This window comes from Desulfovibrio sp., assembly GCA_016208105.1.
In the GTDB taxonomy this organism is placed as follows: domain Bacteria; phylum Desulfobacterota; class Desulfovibrionia; order Desulfovibrionales; family Desulfovibrionaceae; genus Fundidesulfovibrio.
The window spans coordinates 33,151-49,528 of sequence record JACQYS010000029.1; the positions used below are offsets into that span (position 1 = coordinate 33,151).

The 16,378-nt window shown below is 60.8% G+C and carries 15 protein-coding genes; 14 read left to right on the top strand and 1 reads right to left on the bottom strand.

The window, feature by feature from the left end:
• The first annotated feature begins 21 nt into the window (after positions 1–21).
• Positions 22–603, top strand: a complete 582-nt coding sequence (locus HY795_17530; protein MBI4807020.1) for a hypothetical protein — start codon at positions 22–24, stop codon at positions 601–603.
• Between the two features lie 78 nt (positions 604–681).
• On the opposite strand, the gene HY795_17535 is transcribed toward HY795_17530, so the two are convergent.
• Positions 682–2,733, bottom strand: a complete 2,052-nt coding sequence (locus HY795_17535; GenBank protein MBI4807021.1) for a hypothetical protein — start codon at positions 2,731–2,733, stop codon at positions 682–684.
• 87 nt (positions 2,734–2,820) lie between these two features.
• Between HY795_17535 and HY795_17540 the strand changes: the two genes are divergently transcribed.
• The 13 genes from HY795_17540 (at position 2,821) to HY795_17600 (ending at position 16,370) form a co-directional block, all read left to right on the top strand.
• Positions 2,821–4,131, top strand: a complete 1,311-nt coding sequence (locus HY795_17540; GenBank protein MBI4807022.1) for an amidohydrolase — start codon at positions 2,821–2,823, stop codon at positions 4,129–4,131.
• An 85-nt stretch (positions 4,132–4,216) separates the two neighbouring features.
• Positions 4,217–4,453 carry a hypothetical protein gene (locus HY795_17545; protein ID MBI4807023.1) on the top strand — a complete coding sequence of 79 codons (237 nt, stop codon included), beginning with the start codon at positions 4,217–4,219 and terminating at the stop codon, positions 4,451–4,453.
• 127 nt (positions 4,454–4,580) lie between these two features.
• Positions 4,581–5,819 carry a M20 family metallo-hydrolase gene (locus HY795_17550; GenBank protein MBI4807024.1) on the top strand — a complete coding sequence of 413 codons (1,239 nt, stop codon included), beginning with the start codon at positions 4,581–4,583 and terminating at the stop codon, positions 5,817–5,819.
• Positions 5,820–5,937: 118 nt separating this feature from the next.
• On the top strand, positions 5,938–7,860 hold the full coding sequence (gene mnmG / locus HY795_17555) for a tRNA uridine-5-carboxymethylaminomethyl(34) synthesis enzyme MnmG (GenBank protein MBI4807025.1): 1,923 nt from the start codon (positions 5,938–5,940) through the stop codon (positions 7,858–7,860).
• Positions 7,861–7,873: 13 nt separating this feature from the next.
• Positions 7,874–8,947 (top strand): hypothetical protein, encoded by a 1,074-nt coding sequence (locus tag HY795_17560; protein MBI4807026.1) that lies wholly within the window; start codon positions 7,874–7,876, stop codon positions 8,945–8,947.
• A gap of 45 nt (positions 8,948–8,992) precedes the next feature.
• Positions 8,993–9,847 (top strand): HlyC/CorC family transporter, encoded by an 855-nt coding sequence (locus tag HY795_17565; GenBank protein ID MBI4807027.1) that lies wholly within the window; start codon positions 8,993–8,995, stop codon positions 9,845–9,847.
• Positions 9,825–11,348, top strand: a complete 1,524-nt coding sequence (gene lnt / locus HY795_17570; GenBank protein ID MBI4807028.1) for an apolipoprotein N-acyltransferase — start codon at positions 9,825–9,827, stop codon at positions 11,346–11,348. Before HY795_17565 ends, lnt begins: the two co-directional genes overlap by 23 nt.
• Before the next feature lie 2 nt (positions 11,349–11,350).
• Positions 11,351–12,467 (top strand): peptide chain release factor 2 gene (prfB, locus tag HY795_17575; GenBank protein MBI4807029.1). Its coding sequence is split into 2 segments (ribosomal slippage): positions 11,351–11,431 and positions 11,433–12,467, totalling 1,116 coding nucleotides; the frame shifts between segments, so codons are not numbered across the junction.
• Positions 12,454–13,323, top strand: a complete 870-nt coding sequence (locus HY795_17580) for a GGDEF domain-containing protein (protein ID MBI4807030.1) — start codon at positions 12,454–12,456, stop codon at positions 13,321–13,323. Before prfB ends, HY795_17580 begins: the two co-directional genes overlap by 14 nt.
• Positions 13,320–14,147, top strand: coding sequence for a MinD/ParA family protein (locus HY795_17585; GenBank protein MBI4807031.1), 828 nt, complete (start codon positions 13,320–13,322; stop codon positions 14,145–14,147). Before HY795_17580 ends, HY795_17585 begins: the two co-directional genes overlap by 4 nt.
• A gap of 105 nt (positions 14,148–14,252) precedes the next feature.
• Complete coding sequence (locus HY795_17590; GenBank protein ID MBI4807032.1) at positions 14,253–14,528, top strand: integration host factor subunit beta; 276 nt, start codon at positions 14,253–14,255, stop codon at positions 14,526–14,528.
• A 194-nt stretch (positions 14,529–14,722) separates the two neighbouring features.
• Entirely contained in the window at positions 14,723–15,439 is a 717-nt protein-coding gene (locus HY795_17595; protein ID MBI4807033.1) for a hypothetical protein, read from the top strand.
• Between the two features lie 49 nt (positions 15,440–15,488).
• Positions 15,489–16,370 (top strand): 4-hydroxy-tetrahydrodipicolinate synthase, encoded by an 882-nt coding sequence (locus HY795_17600; GenBank protein ID MBI4807034.1) that lies wholly within the window; start codon positions 15,489–15,491, stop codon positions 16,368–16,370.
• Positions 16,371–16,378: the final 8 nt, after the last annotated feature.

Here is a 16,378-nt window from a genome sequence, read left to right on the forward strand (position 1 = left end):
TTGAAAAGTCTGGGGAATTTCTTGAGCTGCCTGCGGAAACCCTTCTGGAAATACATCTTTTTCCCACTCGTGGTGAACATGGCCCTTGTGGGCCACTTCATGGTACGCGATCCAGGCTGGTGGGGGCTCAAGGCGCTCTACGACCGCATCGGCTGCATGGCCGGGAGGCAGACCACCGTTTTGCAGGGCCTGCATCAGGGGTTTGCCGAGGGGGACGCCCCGCCGCAGCGACTGGTTCAGGCCTTGCCCCAATCCGTTCGAGACGAAGCCACCGACACACCCGGATGGAGACTGTTGGCCGTACCGGAAGGAGCAACCACCCTGACCCTTCTCTATGACGTTCAGCCCCGGAGCGGCATGCTGACCTTTTACCCACGCGCGAGCGGAGCGGAGAGCGCCGTGGAGGTCTCGGTTGTGCGCGGAGGGAAGCTCAAGCCAGTGACCAAGCTCACCGGAAAACCCGGAGCCTGGTCGCCCATCAGCGCCCGGTGGAGCATTTCCCTGGATTGTCTCGACAGGGATGGCCCCATAACCTTTCAGGTAACGCTCACGGGGCCGTGGGCCCAACTCTGGACCAAGGACGGCGCGGCATTCTTCGAATAATCCCGTCCAGCTGGATTATTTCAACAGGATGCGAAGATCGGCTTTTAGGATGGGATATTAAACCTGCCAGATGCAGCCTTAATCAAACGTCTTCAACACGGCCAGGGCTCCATGACGGGGCGAGATCCAGGCGTTGCCGGAAAGCTCGACCAGCAATTCCACACTGTTTCCGAATGATTCTCCCTTCAGAGTCACGTTGCGCAGTCCCTTGTCCGTTACCGGCAAAGACGCCAGTACCCTGCCCTCCGCCCCAATGAGGGAGATTCGAACCGCGCTCCCGGGGTCCTTGGGGTCCAGGCGCACATCCAGGGCAGCCTCCACGTAGGGCGCGGCCTTGTCCGTCATGAGCGTAAAGCGCAGTATTCCCGGCCGGTTTCGGTCCAGAGGGGCAAAGCCTTCGGTCTCCTGGTGCAAGGTCGTTAGGTACACCGAAAGCACCCGCCCCTTGCCGTTTGACCAGCCTTTGCCGGAACCGTCCACAGCCGCCACCAGAGCGGCATTCGAGGGAGAATGGATTACATATTGATCCGCCTTCGCCTTTATGTCGTAGGAAATGGCGGCCGCATCGAGCACTGACTGGGGAAGAAACCCCCCGTAAAAGACCAGATGACCGAACTTTCTGTTGCGTATGTCAGAAACCAGGCCTGACCCCTCACTTTTCCATAAACCCGTCTGTTCATAGAGCTGGGTTTCAATGCCATCGAAGAAGGTCACGGTCCGCCCTGGCTTCTCTCCCAGAAAGAGATGGCCGCCCTCCGTATTGACCAGGAGGGTTCCATCCATCCCCTGAAGCGTAGAGACGTCCGCCAGGGTGTTCTTGGGATGTCCTGAGGACGCATGCAGGCTAAGAAACAGCAGCGCGAACGCCAGGCCCTTGCCGTACGGTTTCGTCGCGGCCAGGGCGCCCGCCAGCAGGCCCGCGCAGAGCACCGCCGGAACCACTGAGCCGAAGGCGTAGTTGATGTCCGCTCCCCAGGATGCCAGGAGTTTCACCATGAAGGCGACATTGACCACGGTGAGAACCATGGGCAAGTCCCAACGTCTGTTCCAGATCGCCCAGGCCAGGTACCCTGCGGATAAAAGCCACAGGGTCCGGAACTGCTCCCACACCTGGCCAAGCCGGACCAGCAGGTTCTCGAGGGTTGAAATCGATGCCAGGGACCCCATGAGCTTGGGATAGAGCACGATGTCGCGCAGGAAATAGCCGCCGCTCCACATCTCAAGAGCGCCTCCCAGGAGAGCGCTCAACGCAATGCATGACAGACACATAAGAAAAGCCGGACGCCATCCTGCCCTGCCCTTTCCAGCAGCCCAGACAATACAGCCCAGAAGATACGGCAAGGTCTGCTGCTTGGTAAACAGGGCAAGGCACAGCGCGATGCCCGAGACCAGGGCCAGCCGCCCGCTCCTTTGCCGCTCCGGCGCGTTGCAGGAGCCCCAGAAGCAGGCGGAACCAGCCAAAGCCAAAAGCCATGCCAGCATGTCCGGCCGGGCGTGCAGGCTCCACTCTCCCAGAGCCGGGTCCAGCAGGAGAACGGCAAGCACCAGAAAGGCCGCGATACTTGAGCCGGTGAGACGATGGGCAAACATCACTGAAAGGGCAGCCAGGCACAAAAAGCTCGCCAGGCTCACCCATCTTCCGGCCCCGATGCCCCATCCGGCCAGCAAGGCCGCCCCAGCGGTAACGGCGTGGTAGACGGGGGGATAGATTGTGATCAGGTAGGGATGGGTTTCCAGGGAAGGATAGATGTTCTGGCCGTGGGCAAGAAGCCAGGCTTTGACCGACTCGCGCCCTTCCATGGCATTGAGGGGAAAAAGCCTGGGGAGCACGTCCCGAACATCCTGCCAATACGCCTGGGTGAAGCCTGCCAGCAGCGCGAGCGCCAGCACCCAGCAGCAGTATTCCATTATCCGTGTTACGCCATTGAATATTCGTAGAATTCTTCGTTTGGCATCCGGAACAGAGGTGATTTTGAACGTGACTACCTTGAAACAAACCACGTTCACCATCAGGATGGCAAGGAGGATGCCTTGAAGGCGGATGTTGATCCCGAGAGAGGAAAACACGGAGAATGCGGCGGCCGCGAAAGTAACGAGCGTGAGCAGCCGGGTGACAACGTTGCGGGACATGGAGGGGAGTTTTCCCGTTTTTTCCAGGCCCTGCAAGCCAGAACTTGACTTCAGGCGCCCACATGGCATGACCGCCAGATGCCACAGATGCCGAACACCTGCGACACCCTCATACGCGCCGGAACCCTCGTCACCCAGGACGCGGACAGGCGAATCCTGCCGGATGCCGGCATTGCCGTCACCAATGGCCAGGTAGACTCCCTGGGCCGCTGGCAGGACTTCAGAGACTTTGAAGCCCGGGAAACCATCGATCTCTCGGAACACATCGTTCTTCCAGGGCTTGTGAACACCCACACCCACGCGGCCATGACGGTGTTTCGCGGCCTGGAGGACGACCTGCCCCTCATGGAGTGGTTGAACACCCACATATGGCCGGCCGAAACCAGGCTTTCTCCTGAAATCGTCTCAATGGGCACGGCCCTGGCCTGCGCCGAAATGCTGGCCACGGGCACCACGACATTCTGCGACCTCTACCTGTTCGAAAAGGCCATTGCCCGGACGGTCGACACCATAGGCATGCGGGCCTTTCTCGGGGAAGGCGTCTTCGACACGCCCAACGCCTCCTACTCCACCGTGGACCAGGCATTCGAGCGGATTTCGGAGCTCGTCAGCTTCTGCGAGGACAAAGGCCTGGTCAAGCCGTGCCTGGTGGCCCATTCCGTATACGCAACAAGCCACAATTCGTTGGAGCGCCTGTCCGGCCTTGCCCGGGACTTGAGCCTTACCCTGACCTTGCACGCGGCCGAAACCACATCCGAAACAGCCATGTGCCTTGAACGGTTCGGCGCGCGGCCAGTGGGCATTCTGCAACGACTCGGCCTTCTCGCCCCGAACCTGCTCATAGCCCACGCCGTGGACGTGAGCGACGCCGAGATAGGGCTCATGGCCGCACATGGCGTCAAGGTGGCTCACAATCCGCGCAGCAACATGAAGCTGGCCTCGGGCATGGCCCCGGTGGCAGCCATGCGCTCAGCCGGGATCACCGTTGGCCTGGGAACCGACGGAGCGGCAAGCAACAACGCGCTCAACATGTTCTCGGAATTAAACACCGCCGCCCTTCTGGCCAAAGTCCGCGACCTCGACCCCACCGCCCTGCCCGCACAGGCTGTGCTGGACATGGCCACCACGCAGGGCGCGCTCGCCCTGGGCCAACGTGACATCGGAGCACTCGCGCCCGGCATGCAGGCGGACCTTATCGCCTTGGACGCGAACGTCGCGAACCTCAATCCTCTTCACAATCCCGTGTCCCATCTGGCGTACAGCGCCACTGGCCATGAAGTCCGCCTGACCATGGTGGCCGGGAAAACCCTCTACAGAAACGGCCGGTTCCACACCATTGACTACCAGGCCCTGCTCGGGGAGATGAATTCCGTCAGGAAATGGGCGCGCGGGTCTTGACAGTCCGCAAAGAATGATGAAAGAGAGCACGGTTCCAAACGACGTGAATCGTATCGCCCATTGGGCGTGAACGGAGGATAGATCAATGAGCTATGTCGTGAACGGCGTTCAGTGCCAGCCCATCGTGGAAAAGTGCGAAGGCTGCGAGCGCACCAAAGAAGTCGAGGGAGCCAAGTACTGCTCCAGCTATCCGCTGCCCGAGCGCAAATGGTCGCACAGCGTGTGCAACTTCGCCACCCATGTGAAGGCCGAGAAGGACACCGGCGGCAAGATCAAGGTCAACCCGCTGAAGGCCTCCAAGCGCGCCGCCCGCGGACGTTAAGCCTCTCGTTTTCACCAGGCGGGAGCCGTCGGCTCCCGCCTTTTTCTTTGCGCCTTGCCAGCGCCCCCTGCAAAGGGCTACAGATCGCTCGACCCCAAACCCTTTGTGAGCAATACTTGGAGCCCCCATGCTTCCCGGCATTCTTGAAAACATCGCGGCCAGCCGCGAGACCGTCATCGACCTGCAGAGAACCCTCGTCTCCATCCCGGCGGTAGGCCCAGACAACGGCGGCCAGGGCGAACGGGCCAAGGCCGACTACATGCTCGCCTGGCTTGCGGATCACGGCATCACCGACGTGGCCGAATACCAGGCCCCGGACAGCCGCGTCCCCTGCGGCCACCGCCCAAGCCTGAAGGCCGTCATCCCAGGCAAAGACACCTCCCGCACCTTCTGGGTGATCTCCCACCTCGATGTGGTCCCCCCCGGAGACCTGTCCCTGTGGGCCACCGATCCCTTCACGCTCTCCGTGGAAGGCGACGTGCTCGTTGGGCGCGGCGTTGAGGACAACCACCAGGGAGTGGTCGCCTCGCTTCTGTTGGCCAAGGCCATTGTGGAGAACAAGGTCACGCCCCCCATGAACTACGGCATGCTCCTGGTGGCGGACGAGGAGAACGGCTCCAAATTCGGCCTGGATTGGCTCTTGAAGAACCATCCGGAAATATTCGGCAAGAATGACCTCTACCTCATCCCGGATTTCGGCATCCCCTCTTCCGAGATGGTCGAGATTGCCGAGAAAAGCATGCTCTGGCTGCGCATCACCCTTTCGGGCAAGCAGTGCCATGCCTCCTCGCCCGAGGAGGGCGTGAACACGCTGGTGGCCACTGCCGCCTTCATTCTCCGCCTGACCAAGCTCCACGACCGTTTCCCGGCCGTGAACGAGCTTTTCAAGCCGGCCAACTCCACGTTCCAGCCCACCAAGAAGGAGGCCAACGTGGAGAACGTCAACACCATCCCCGGTCGTGACGTCTTCTACATGGACTGCCGCGTGCTGCCCCAGTACGAACTCGACGATGTGCTGGAGGCCGTCTACGAAATGGGCCGGGACATCTGCAAAACCTATGGCGTTACCGCCGAATACCACATCGTCCAAAAGGAACAGGCCGCACCGGCCACTCCCAAGGACGCAGAGATCGTCACCAGGCTTCTTCCGGCCGTGCAGTCGGTCTATGGGGGGTCTCCCAGGCCCATGGGCGTGGGCGGCGGCACTGTCGCGGCGTATCTGCGCCGAGCCGGCCTGGACGCGGCGGTCTGGGCCACCTGGACCCCCAATGCGCACCAGCCCAATGAACGCTCGCTCATAAAGTACAACATCGGCGACGCGCAGGTGATGGCCAAAGCGCTCTTCGACGGAGAGCCCAAGGCTTAAACTGTGAAAACGCGCCACCAAGGCCCTGTGCTTGCGCCGCTTCAGGGTTCGCAGAGCCAGCAGCCCCTGGCTCGCGGGCGCGGCTTCTCCCCCTTGCCACAGGCCGCAACCTTCCAAAATGACTGACCAGCCGCACCCTCTCCCGGTTCAAGGGCCAAGCCCGGCCAAGCTCCCCTTGCCAGCCCGTTTCGACCTCATAGTCGTGGGGGCCGGGCATGCTGGGTGCGAGGCTGCCATGGCCGCGAGCAAGCTGGGCCTCACCACGCTCCTCATCACCATAAACGTAGACCGCATCGGCCACCTTTCCTGCAACCCTGCCATCGGCGGTCTGGCGAAAGGGCACATGGTCAAGGAGATCGACGCGTTGGGGGGCATGATGGGCCTATGGGCGGACGCTGGGGGTATCCAGTTCCGCCAGCTCAACACCCGAAAAGGGCCCGCCGTGCGGGCCACGCGTGCCCAGATCGACCGGGACGCCTACATGCGGGTGGTCAAGCGCGACATATTCTCCCAGGCCAACCTGTGGGTCCGCCAGGATACGGCGGTCAGCATTTTGTCCGAAAACGGCCGGGCCTGCGGGGTGGTCACGGCCCTGGGCGAAAACCACCAGGCCGGCGCGGTCCTCTTGACCACCGGGACCTTTCTTCAGGGGCTCATCCACGTCGGGTTGACCAATTTCCCAGGAGGCCGCCTGGGGGATCCCGCTTCCGTAGGGTTGTCCGAAAGCTTGCGCGGGCATGGCATTACGCTCGGGAGGCTCAAGACCGGCACTACCCCACGGCTCCTCAAGGATTCCATCGATTTTTCCAAAATGGCCATCCAGCCCGGGGACGAGCCGCCCACGCCGTTCAGCTTCCGCTCTCCGGGCGTCCCCCTGCCTCAGCTGCCCTGCTGGCTCACCTACACCAACCAGGCCACCCACGAGGCCATCCGCGCGGGCTTCGACAGGTCCCCCCTGTTCACCGGCGTCATCAAAGGCACCGGGGCGCGCTACTGCCCCTCCATTGAAGACAAGGTGGCCAGGTTCCCGGAAAAGGATCGTCATCAGATCTTCATCGAGCCCGAAGGGCTGGATAGCCCCGAGGTCTACCCCAACGGCATACCCACCAGCCTGCCGTACGAAATCCAGAAGGCCATGCTGGCCACCATCCCCGGGTTGGAAAACGCCCAGATAGTACGGCCCGGTTACGCCATCGAATACGACTACTCGGACCCCACACAACTTAAAGCAACACTTGAAACAAAGTCCTTGGCTGGCCTGTATTTCGCAGGCCAGATCAACGGAACATCCGGGTATGAGGAAGCAGCCGCCCAGGGGCTTTGGGCCGCGCTCAACGTGTACTGTTCACTCAGCGGCCGTCCGGCCTTCGTCCTTCGCCGGGACCAGGCCTACATGGCCGTGCTCGTGGACGACTTGGTCACCAAAGGCACTTTGGAACCCTACCGCATGTTCACCTCGCGCGCCGAGCACAGGCTCCTGCTGCGCGAAGGCAACGCAGATTCCCGGCTCACCCCCGCCGGGCGGGAGCTTGGCCTTGTGGATGACGATCACTGGGAGATCTTCAGTGCCAGAGAGCGGGCAATAACCGCCGTGGTGGAAGAGCTGGAAACCATCCGCCTGCGTCCCGACGCGCCCACCCGGGATATATTGGCCGGCATGGGAGCCGCCATACCGGGCAAGTCCGTCTCCCTGGCCGAAATGCTACGCCAGCCTCAACTGTCCATCAAAGACCTGGAGCCGCTTTGGCCCCAAGTAACGGCATTTTCGGATGAGGCCCTCCAGGAGGCCGAAACCATGGTGAAGTACGAGGGCTACCTCAAGCGCCAGGGGGAGCTGGCCGGAAAACTTGTTCGGTTGGAATCCCTGGAACTTCCGGCTGATATGAAGTATCAGGAGGTAGCCGGGCTTTCCCGTGAGGTTGTGGAGAAGCTCGGAACGGTACGCCCGCTCACTCTCGGGCAGGCTTCGCGGATCTCGGGCATCACCCCGGCCTCATTGGCCTGCCTTGAGATCCACCTGAAGAAGACCGGGCGATTATAACCCAGGTGCATACATGGTCGACCTGCAAATGACTCCGAACTTCCTCGCCTCGTTCAACGACTTCTTCACGAGGATGTTCGAGGACATTCTGGCCGGCCGGGTCACGCTTGAGTCGGTGATTCTGGTCGTGGCCTTCTTCGGCTGCTTTGCTCTGCTCACCACCTTCGCCTTTGTTTTTCAAAAAAAGCCTGTCGAGTTGATGCGCGACCACCCCATGACGTGGATTACCGATTACCGCCGCATCATGGAACTTCTCGACGCCGCGGTGGTCCAACGCAGCAAGATACGCGTGAGCTTCCACCGCGATCTGGGCGCGGCGCGCTCCACCGACGGCACCTTCATTGAAGTGAACAAGAACCAGGTGGTCCTGGAGATGTCCTCCATCAAGGCCATAAACCCGGCCTGGGTTGGCCGCACCCTGCAACTCCATTTCAGGCTCCGCTTGCCGGAACAGCCCAAGATTCAGACGAATTTCGGCTTCGTCTCGGACATTTTGTCCTACCAGCATGTCGAAGAGGACATCATCCATTTGAACGTCTCCCGGCCCTTGCGGCTGGAGCTCAACCAGAACCGGCTCCATTTACGGGTGGAACCGCCGGAGAAATACATCAAGAGCTTTTGCCTGTGGCCCGAAGAAACCGTTCGCCGCAACGCCGATCCCAAGGAACCCGACACCTGGGGCGCCCCTCTCTATTGCCTGGATTCCGGAGTGTCCCGCGACATTCGGTTGGAGAACATATCCGGAGGAGGCCTGCGCCTGGAGATCCTCCCCGAGGCGCTGCGGACAAAAGCGCACAAAATCACGCTGAACCAGCAATACTTCTGCCGGCTCACCTTGGCTTCGCCTGATCTTACGGATTTCACCACCCACTATGTTCTCACCCGGGTGCTCAAATGCTACGATGACTGTGATTCCAGGATCGACCTGTCCTTAGGGATGAATTTCGCCGGAGTCGGCGTGCCGTACGAGCCCCCCCTTACCGGGCTGCAATGGCGCACCGTGAACCGGGATTTCGGCATCAGCGAACTCGACGATTGGGCCTACGAACTGCATCTGGAACTGTACCGTAACAAGGGTATCGTATAGCGCGAGCCGCTTGCTGGCGGTACACGCCTATTCTGGAGGACGACGTTGGAAGAAGGATCGGAAGGACGATTTTGGAACCTGGTCAACAAATTCTTTCGCGGTCGAAACGACCTGCCCCTGGAGGAACTGATCCAGGCGGCCAAGGAAGATGGAGAAGTCGGAGATGACGACGCATCCGTACTGCTCAAGTTCTTGAAACTCGGAAAGAAGCAGGTGGCGGACATCATGGTGCCCCGCACGGACATAGTCTGTGCGGACGAGGAAGACGGCTTCCCCGAGGTCACCCGGCTCATCATAGAAAAAGGGCATTCCCGCATCCCCATCTACCGGGAAAACCGCGACCACATCATCGGCGTGGTTCACGCAAAGGACCTGCTGAAATACCTGGTGAACCCCCAGGCAAAGACACCGCCCGTGTCCTCGGTGATGCGAAAGCCCCTCTACATTCCGGAAACCAAGAACTTGAAGGACATGCTGGCCGAATTCCAGAAAGGCCGCATCCATATCGCCATCTGCATGGACGAGTATGGCGGCACGTCCGGCCTGGTGACCTTCGAGGACGTGCTCGAGGAGTTCGTGGGCGAAATCGAGGACGAGCACGATCCGACCCGGCCGGCGGAATACCAGGAGCTCGGTGACGGCAAACTCAAGCTCCACGGACGCTTTCCCCTGGAAGAACTGGCCGGACGCTTTGAAATAGATCTTTCCTCCGAGCAGGTCGAAACCCTCGGCGGCTACCTCTCGGAACTGGCCGGACGCGTGCCGCGCCAGGGAGATTCCTTCGAGGACGCCGGGTACCGTTTCACTGTCATCGAAGCCGACAGGCGCCAGGTGCGCTGGGTTCTGGCCGAACCGATTTCAGAGCCTGGAAGGGACAATGATCCGGCTCCTCCGGCCTAATCAGGCCGGGGGCATCGTTCTCCTGGGAGCTCTGGCTGGTTTTCTGGCTTTCGAAAATCCGTTTGTCCGGCTGCCCGTTCTGGTTTTGGCGATGCCGTGGTCCCTGGCCGTCTTGGCCAGGCTTGCGGGTAGCGGCAAGCACGCCCTGAAACTGGGCTGGCTCCAGGGCGCGCTTGCAGCTTCGGCCAGCCTGTACTGGATTGCACTTCCCGTCCATGACTATGGCTATCTTCCCTGGATTCTGGCCGTACCCTGTCCGCTTCTCATGGCGGCTGTGCTCGGGCTCTACCCCGCCCTGTTCTGCTGGCTGCTCTACTCCACGCGCTCCGCTCTGCGCCCAGCTTTGTGGGGAGCCTTCGCGGGATTGAGCTGGATAGCCATAGAAGCCCTGCGCGGCTGGCTGTTCTCGGGTTTTCCCTGGCTTCCGTTGGCCGCCACCCTTGCTCCGTGGCCTTTCGCCATTCAGGCGGCCTGCCTGCTCGGTGCCTATGGCCTGTCCGGTATTCTCGCCGCCTGCGGGGTGTGGATTTCCGGGCCCGGCCTGGCCAGCCGGCTCCTCTGCCTCACCACCCTGGCAGTCCTGACCGCATATGGGTTCTGGTCCTTGGCCCAGCCGGTCAAAACCGACGGGGAAATAACCGCGGCCATGATCCAGGGCAACATCGAGCAGGCGGTCAAGTGGGACGCGCAAACCCTGGCCCAAGCAGTGGGAAAGTACGCCGCCCTTACGGAAACCGTTCTCTCCTCCAAACCCGACATCATCATCTGGCCCGAGACATCCTTGACCTTCTTTGTCCAGGAACCAAGCGTGGAATCAAGCCTGGTCAAAATCTTCGCCCGAAAAACGGGCGTCCCCCTGGTGGCCGGAGCTCCGGGATACGAGCGCAGCGGCAAAAACGTGCTGGTCTTCAACAGGGCGTACCTCATAAGCGCGGACAAACTGGTGGACTATTACGACAAGGAGCATCTGGTTCCCTTCGGTGAATACGCTCCCTTCGGCGAGGACATCCCCATACTGTCGGGTTTGCTCATGGGGGTTGGCGCGTTCACTCCAGGCAAACGAACAAGCCCGCTAATTGCTGGCCGCCTTGCCATGGGTATGCTCATCTGCTATGAATCCATCTTTGCGGAACTGGCTCAGGAGCGTGTTCGGTCCGGCGCCAACGTGCTGGTGAACATCTCCAACGACGCCTGGTTCGGCCGCTCAGCGGCTCCCAGGCAACACCTTGAGCTGGCCGTCCTCCGGGCTGTGGAACAGAACAGGTTTCTCCTGCGCGCCACCAACACCGGCATAACGGCGCTCATCGACCCGAAGGGCCGCATAACAAGCGAGACTCCCCTGTTTCAGGAGGCTGCCGTGGCAGTATCCGGAGTCGGACTCATCACGGAAAAGACGCCCTACCACCGGCTTTACGGCTGGATTGAGGGTTTGGCCGCTCTTCTGGCCTTGGCCCTTTTCGCAAGGGCGACTCATCTCAAGAAACGCACACGCGGCGAATAAATATGGCACTCCTACAATATCCCGATCTCAAATCCCAGGCCAAGGACATCCAGGATCAATTCGACTCCCTTTGGGGGCGACTTTGACTTGGACGGCAAAAAGCTCCGTCTGGAAGCCATAGAAGCCGAGCTTTCCAAACCGGATGCCTGGCAGAATCCCGAACTCCTTACTCCTTTTTTGCGTGAAAAAGCCGACCTGACCGGCAAGGTCGCAAGCTTCGAGGCCCTTCTGAAGTCCCGCGAGGACATGGAAGAGTGGCTGCTCATGGCCCAGGAGGACCCTGGCCAGGAGATGCTGCAGGCCTTGGCGGATCAGCTCGGACATCTGGGCAAGCTGGTGCAGGATGCGGAACTGGCCACCCTGCTCTCCGGAGCGGAGGACGCCTCGGGCGCCATCCTGGAAATCCATCCGGGAGCGGGCGGCACCGAGGCCCAGGATTGGGCCGAGATGCTCCTTCGCCTCTACCGCCGCTGGTGCGAGCGCCACGAGTTCGGCGTGGATGTTCTGGACTTTCTTCCCGGCGACGAGGCCGGGGTGAAATCCGTGACGCTTCAGGTGAACGGCGCATACGCCTACGGTTTTTTGAAGGCCGAAAAGGGCATCCACCGGCTTATACGCATTTCCCCCTTCGACTCCTCGGGCAGGCGGCACACGTCGTTCGCTTCCGTGGACGTCTATCCCGACGCCGGGGCCGACATCCAGATCGAGGTCAAGGAAGAGGACATCCGCGTCGACGTCTTCAGGGCCAGCGGCCCGGGCGGCCAGCACGTCAACAAGACCAGCTCCGCCATCCGCATCACCCACATGCCCTCGGGCATCGTGGTCCAGTGCCAGAACGAAAAGAGCCAGCACCGCAACCGCGAATCCGCCATGAAGGTGCTCAAGGCCAGGCTCTACGATCTTGAGATAAAAAAACAGCAGGCCCTGCGCCAGGCCGAGTACGACTCCAAGGAAGCCATCGGCTTTGGCAGCCAGATCCGCACCTACACCATGCAGCCGTACCGTCTGGTCAAGGACCACCGTACCGGCAGCGAAGCGGGCAATGTGGAAGCCGTGCTCGACGGCGACATCGACACCTTCATCCGCGACTATCTCCTCCACTTCCATGCGGGAAAATAGCAGCCACCGCGCCGCTTTCGCTGAAGACAGGCAGGCCATCCTGGAAGAAATCGCCAGGTTGCGGGAAGCCCTGGCCAAAAAAGGCCGGTCCACCCTTAGCGGCTGCCCGGACGGGCTTATCATAGCCCGGCTGTGCTCGGGGCTGACCATGGCGGATTGGAAGGAGCTCGTGCATGATGGCCACTTCATCAACTGGCTGGCCCTGCCCGCATCCGGCGATGCCACGCCGCATCTGGCCAGCATCCAGCGGACCCTGGAAGAACTGGCGCACCAGACCCGGCACGACCCCCTCACCGGGCTTGCCAACCGGCGCGCTTTTGAAAAGAATCTGAAGCTGGAGCTTGAACGCGCCTATCGAAGCGGCAGCAGCCTCTCCCTGGCAATCCTTGATCTGGACGACTTCAAGGCGGTCAACGACACCTACGGACATCTCTGCGGCGACCGCGTTCTCATGGGCATTGCGGCGGCGCTTTTGGGCCACAAGCGCGGTTACGACATGGCGGCGCGCATAGGCGGCGAGGAATTCGCGCTCATCCTGCCCGGTTCGGGCCTCATGCAGGCCGAGTCGTCCCTGGAGCGATTGCTGAACGAATCCCGCGAGCACAAGGTGACCTGCGAAGGCGTGGACGAACCGGTGGGGGTTACCTGTTCCGTCGGACTTGTCTGCACCAAGGGGAAGATGCCCCTTTCAGTGGATCGCTTTGTCGATCTGGCCGACAAGGCCCTCTATGAGGCCAAGGCCCAGGGCAAGAACCGCATCGTCAAAGCCCCCATCCCCGATCTTATGGAAACTCCCCAGGCAACCCTGGTCCATGCCCAGGAGAAACAGTTCCTGTTCACGGGGCCGGACACATGAGCCAAGAAACAGTCAATCCCCTCTCCACCCTCTCCATCTCCATCCTTTCCGGCAAAGGCGGCGTCGGCAAGACGAATCTGGCCCTGAACCTGGCCTACGCCCTGTACAAGGCCAACCACAAAATGCTGGTCATGGACTTTGACGTGGGCCTTGCCAACGTCGATGTTCTCCTGGGCGTTTCCCCGGAAAAGAACCTCCAGGATCTTTTGAAGCCCGGAGTACTGCCCGCGGATGTCGTGGCCCCGGTGGAACCCGGCGGTTTCGACTTCCTTCCCGCGGCCAGCGGCGTGCCGGAACTTCTTGAGCTCGACGAGGACATGCGCGATTCTGTTTTCACCAAGCTCAATACGGTGCTTGGCGAATACGACTACATACTCTTCGATCTCGGGGCTGGCATAGGCAAGACCGTGCTCTCCCTGGCCTCCATGACCCGCATGCGCATTCTGGTGGTCACCCCTGAGCCCACGTCCCTCACGGATGGCTACGCGGTCATCAAGGTCCTGAAAAACCAGTACAATATCAAAGACTTCCAGGTGGTGGTCAACCAGGCAACCAACGCCAAGGAAGCCCAGACAACCTTTGACCGTCTGCACGGGGCCTGCAAGCGTTTCCTCGATCTGGACATCGCCTACATGGGCGCGGTTCACACGGACCCCAATGTTCCCGATGCGGTGCGCCGGCAGGTGCCGCTCATCAAATACGCCCCGCAGTGCCGGGCTTCCCAGGACATCTTGAGTTTGGCCATCAAAATCGGGCGGCACCGGGCCGAATCAAAGTCGCATCTCAAGATGAAGTCTATTTTAAAAAAAATAACGCATGCTTAACTTGACGGCACCTTTAGTATCCGCAATACATACAAAAACCGACTGCTGTATTTGAAACCATCGCGCCATCCGGAACAATCAGGATGGCCGGAAACGGAGGCTGTCATGAACAAGAGCGAACTCATCAACGCCCTGGCCGAAAGCCGCGACATCCACATCGATGAAGCCTCGGCAGTGGTCAACTCGTTCATCGACTCCATTAAAAGCGCCCTTGTCGACGGGGACCGCGTGGAGATTCGTGGATTCGGCAGCTTCAAGGTCAAGGGATACAAAGGCTACACCGGCCGCAATCCGAAATCCGGCGAAGTGGTGGATGTGGCTCCCAAACGCCTGCCATTTTTCAGGCCAGGCAAGGAACTCAAGGAATTTCTCAACAAGTAGGACTTTTCATGCGTTTTCTTTCGGCGCTTCTCGTAGCGTTGTTTGCTTGTATTGGATTTACGGCCTCCGCCCAGGCAGAACCGGTTGTTTCCATAGTATTCTCGGGTAATTCCTGGGGCTATCTCAAACCTTGCCCCACCTGAGGTAACCGCACCCTAGGCGGGCTGGCCCGGCGGGCCAGCGCATTCACCAAGTTGCGTTCCCAGGAGAGCGCCAAAGGGCAGACGCTCTTTATTGCGGGGCCCTACGAGTTTATTTCCGACGACGGCAAGGACCACGCCCTGCCCGATGCTTTCGTGCCCCTGGTCAAGGCGTATGAAAGCCTCGGATATGACGCCGGCGCGGTCTCCCCGGCCGAGGCCGCGAAACTCGCGAGCCTGAAAACCGCTGCTCCGAAAGGTTGGCAGGTCCTGGACCAGAAGGAACCCAGGACCGTCATCCTGGACAGCCCCAAGGGAAAGGTCGGCGTCGTGTTTTTCCCTGAGACCAAGAAGGTGGGCGACGACCCGGACCAGCAGGCCATCCAGGCCATCGGCCGCGCCATCAAGGAGCTCAGGCCCCAAGTGAAGCTGGTGGTGGGCGTGAGCCCCTGGGGCGTCCAGACGGAATCCGACTTTTTGGAGAAATCCAAGCCGGATCTCGACATCCTGCTCGGCAGCGGCGGAGGCGTTGGTTTTTCCGGCAAACCGGCTGAAGGCGGCAAGGTCTTATGGGTGCATACCTACTCGAAGGGCAAGGCCATCTACACCGTTGACGTGCTTGCCTGGCCGGGAGAAAAGGGATTCAAGTGGGAGCCTGGCACGAATTTCACCACCCAGGCTATGGTGCTGGACGACACGTACACTCCTGATCCGGGCATTGAGCAACTGCTCCAGAACGTCCCGGACCCTGGCGACAAGCAAGCGAAATAGGCCTGTAACGGGCCTCTAATTGCTCAAGAAAGCTTATTTGGAGGGGAGCATGCAGTTTACCGGAGCTTTCACCGCGCTCGTCACTCCGTTCAAGAACGGGCGGGTGGACGAAGAAGCCTACCGCGCGCACATAGAGTGGCAGATCGAGCAGGGAATAGACGGCATGGTGCCTTGCGGCACCACCGGGGAGTCCGCCACCCTGTCCCATGCTGAGCATGCCCAGGTCATCAAGATTTGCGTCGACCAGGTGAAAGGCCGGGTGCCTGTTCTGGCCGGGGCTGGTTCCAACAACACCACCGAGGCCATTGAACTCACCAGGGTGGCCAAACAGGCTGGAGCCGACGGCGCCCTGCACATCACCCCCTACTACAACAAGCCCACCCAGGCCGGGCTTATCGCGCACTTCGCGGCCATCGCCAAGGAAGTGTCCATGCCCTTTATCGTCTACAACGTTCCAGGGCGGACCTCGGTGAACCTGCTTCCCCAGACCCTGGCCGCCATGAAGAAGCAGATTCCCGAAGTGGTCGGCGTCAAGGAAGCCACCGGCAACCTGTGCCAGATTTCCGATGTCATCGAGTTCTGCGGCAAGGACTTCATCATTCTTTCGGGAGACGACTTCACGGTGCTGCCCACCCTGGCCATCGGCGGGCACGGCGTGATCTCGGTGGTCTCCAACGTGGCCCCGGCTATGATGCGCAAGCTCTGCAAGGCCTGGCGCAAGGGCGACACCGCCAAGGCGCGCAAGCTTCACTACAAGCTCGCCCCGCTCAACCGGGCCATGTTCATCGAGACCAACCCGGTTCCGGCCAAGACCGCCCTTGGGCTCATGGGACGCATGACATCTGAACTGCGTCTTCCCATGGTGAACATGTCCAAGGACTCGGAAGCCAAACTCGTCGAGATTCTCAAGAGTTCCGGCATCTTGAAATAATCTTCCCA

Bases quoted from the DNA above. Each gene is read 5' to 3' on its own strand.
- HY795_17535 (MBI4807021.1), bottom strand. From the start codon at position 2,733: ATGTCCCGCAACGTTGTCACCCGGCTGCTCACGCTCGTTACTTTCGCG.
- HY795_17540 (MBI4807022.1), top strand. From the start codon at position 2,821: ATGCCGAACACCTGCGACACCCTCATACGCGCCGGAACCCTCGTCACC.
- HY795_17545 (MBI4807023.1), top strand. From the start codon at position 4,217: ATGAGCTATGTCGTGAACGGCGTTCAGTGCCAGCCCATCGTGGAAAAG.
- HY795_17550 (MBI4807024.1), top strand. From the start codon at position 4,581: ATGCTTCCCGGCATTCTTGAAAACATCGCGGCCAGCCGCGAGACCGTC.
- mnmG (MBI4807025.1), top strand. From the start codon at position 5,938: ATGACTGACCAGCCGCACCCTCTCCCGGTTCAAGGGCCAAGCCCGGCC.
- HY795_17560 (MBI4807026.1), top strand. From the start codon at position 7,874: ATGGTCGACCTGCAAATGACTCCGAACTTCCTCGCCTCGTTCAACGAC.
- lnt (MBI4807028.1), top strand. From the start codon at position 9,825: ATGATCCGGCTCCTCCGGCCTAATCAGGCCGGGGGCATCGTTCTCCTG.
- HY795_17580 (MBI4807030.1), top strand. From the start codon at position 12,454: ATGCGGGAAAATAGCAGCCACCGCGCCGCTTTCGCTGAAGACAGGCAG.
- HY795_17585 (MBI4807031.1), top strand. From the start codon at position 13,320: ATGAGCCAAGAAACAGTCAATCCCCTCTCCACCCTCTCCATCTCCATC.
- HY795_17590 (MBI4807032.1), top strand. From the start codon at position 14,253: ATGAACAAGAGCGAACTCATCAACGCCCTGGCCGAAAGCCGCGACATC.
- HY795_17600 (MBI4807034.1), top strand. From the start codon at position 15,489: ATGCAGTTTACCGGAGCTTTCACCGCGCTCGTCACTCCGTTCAAGAAC.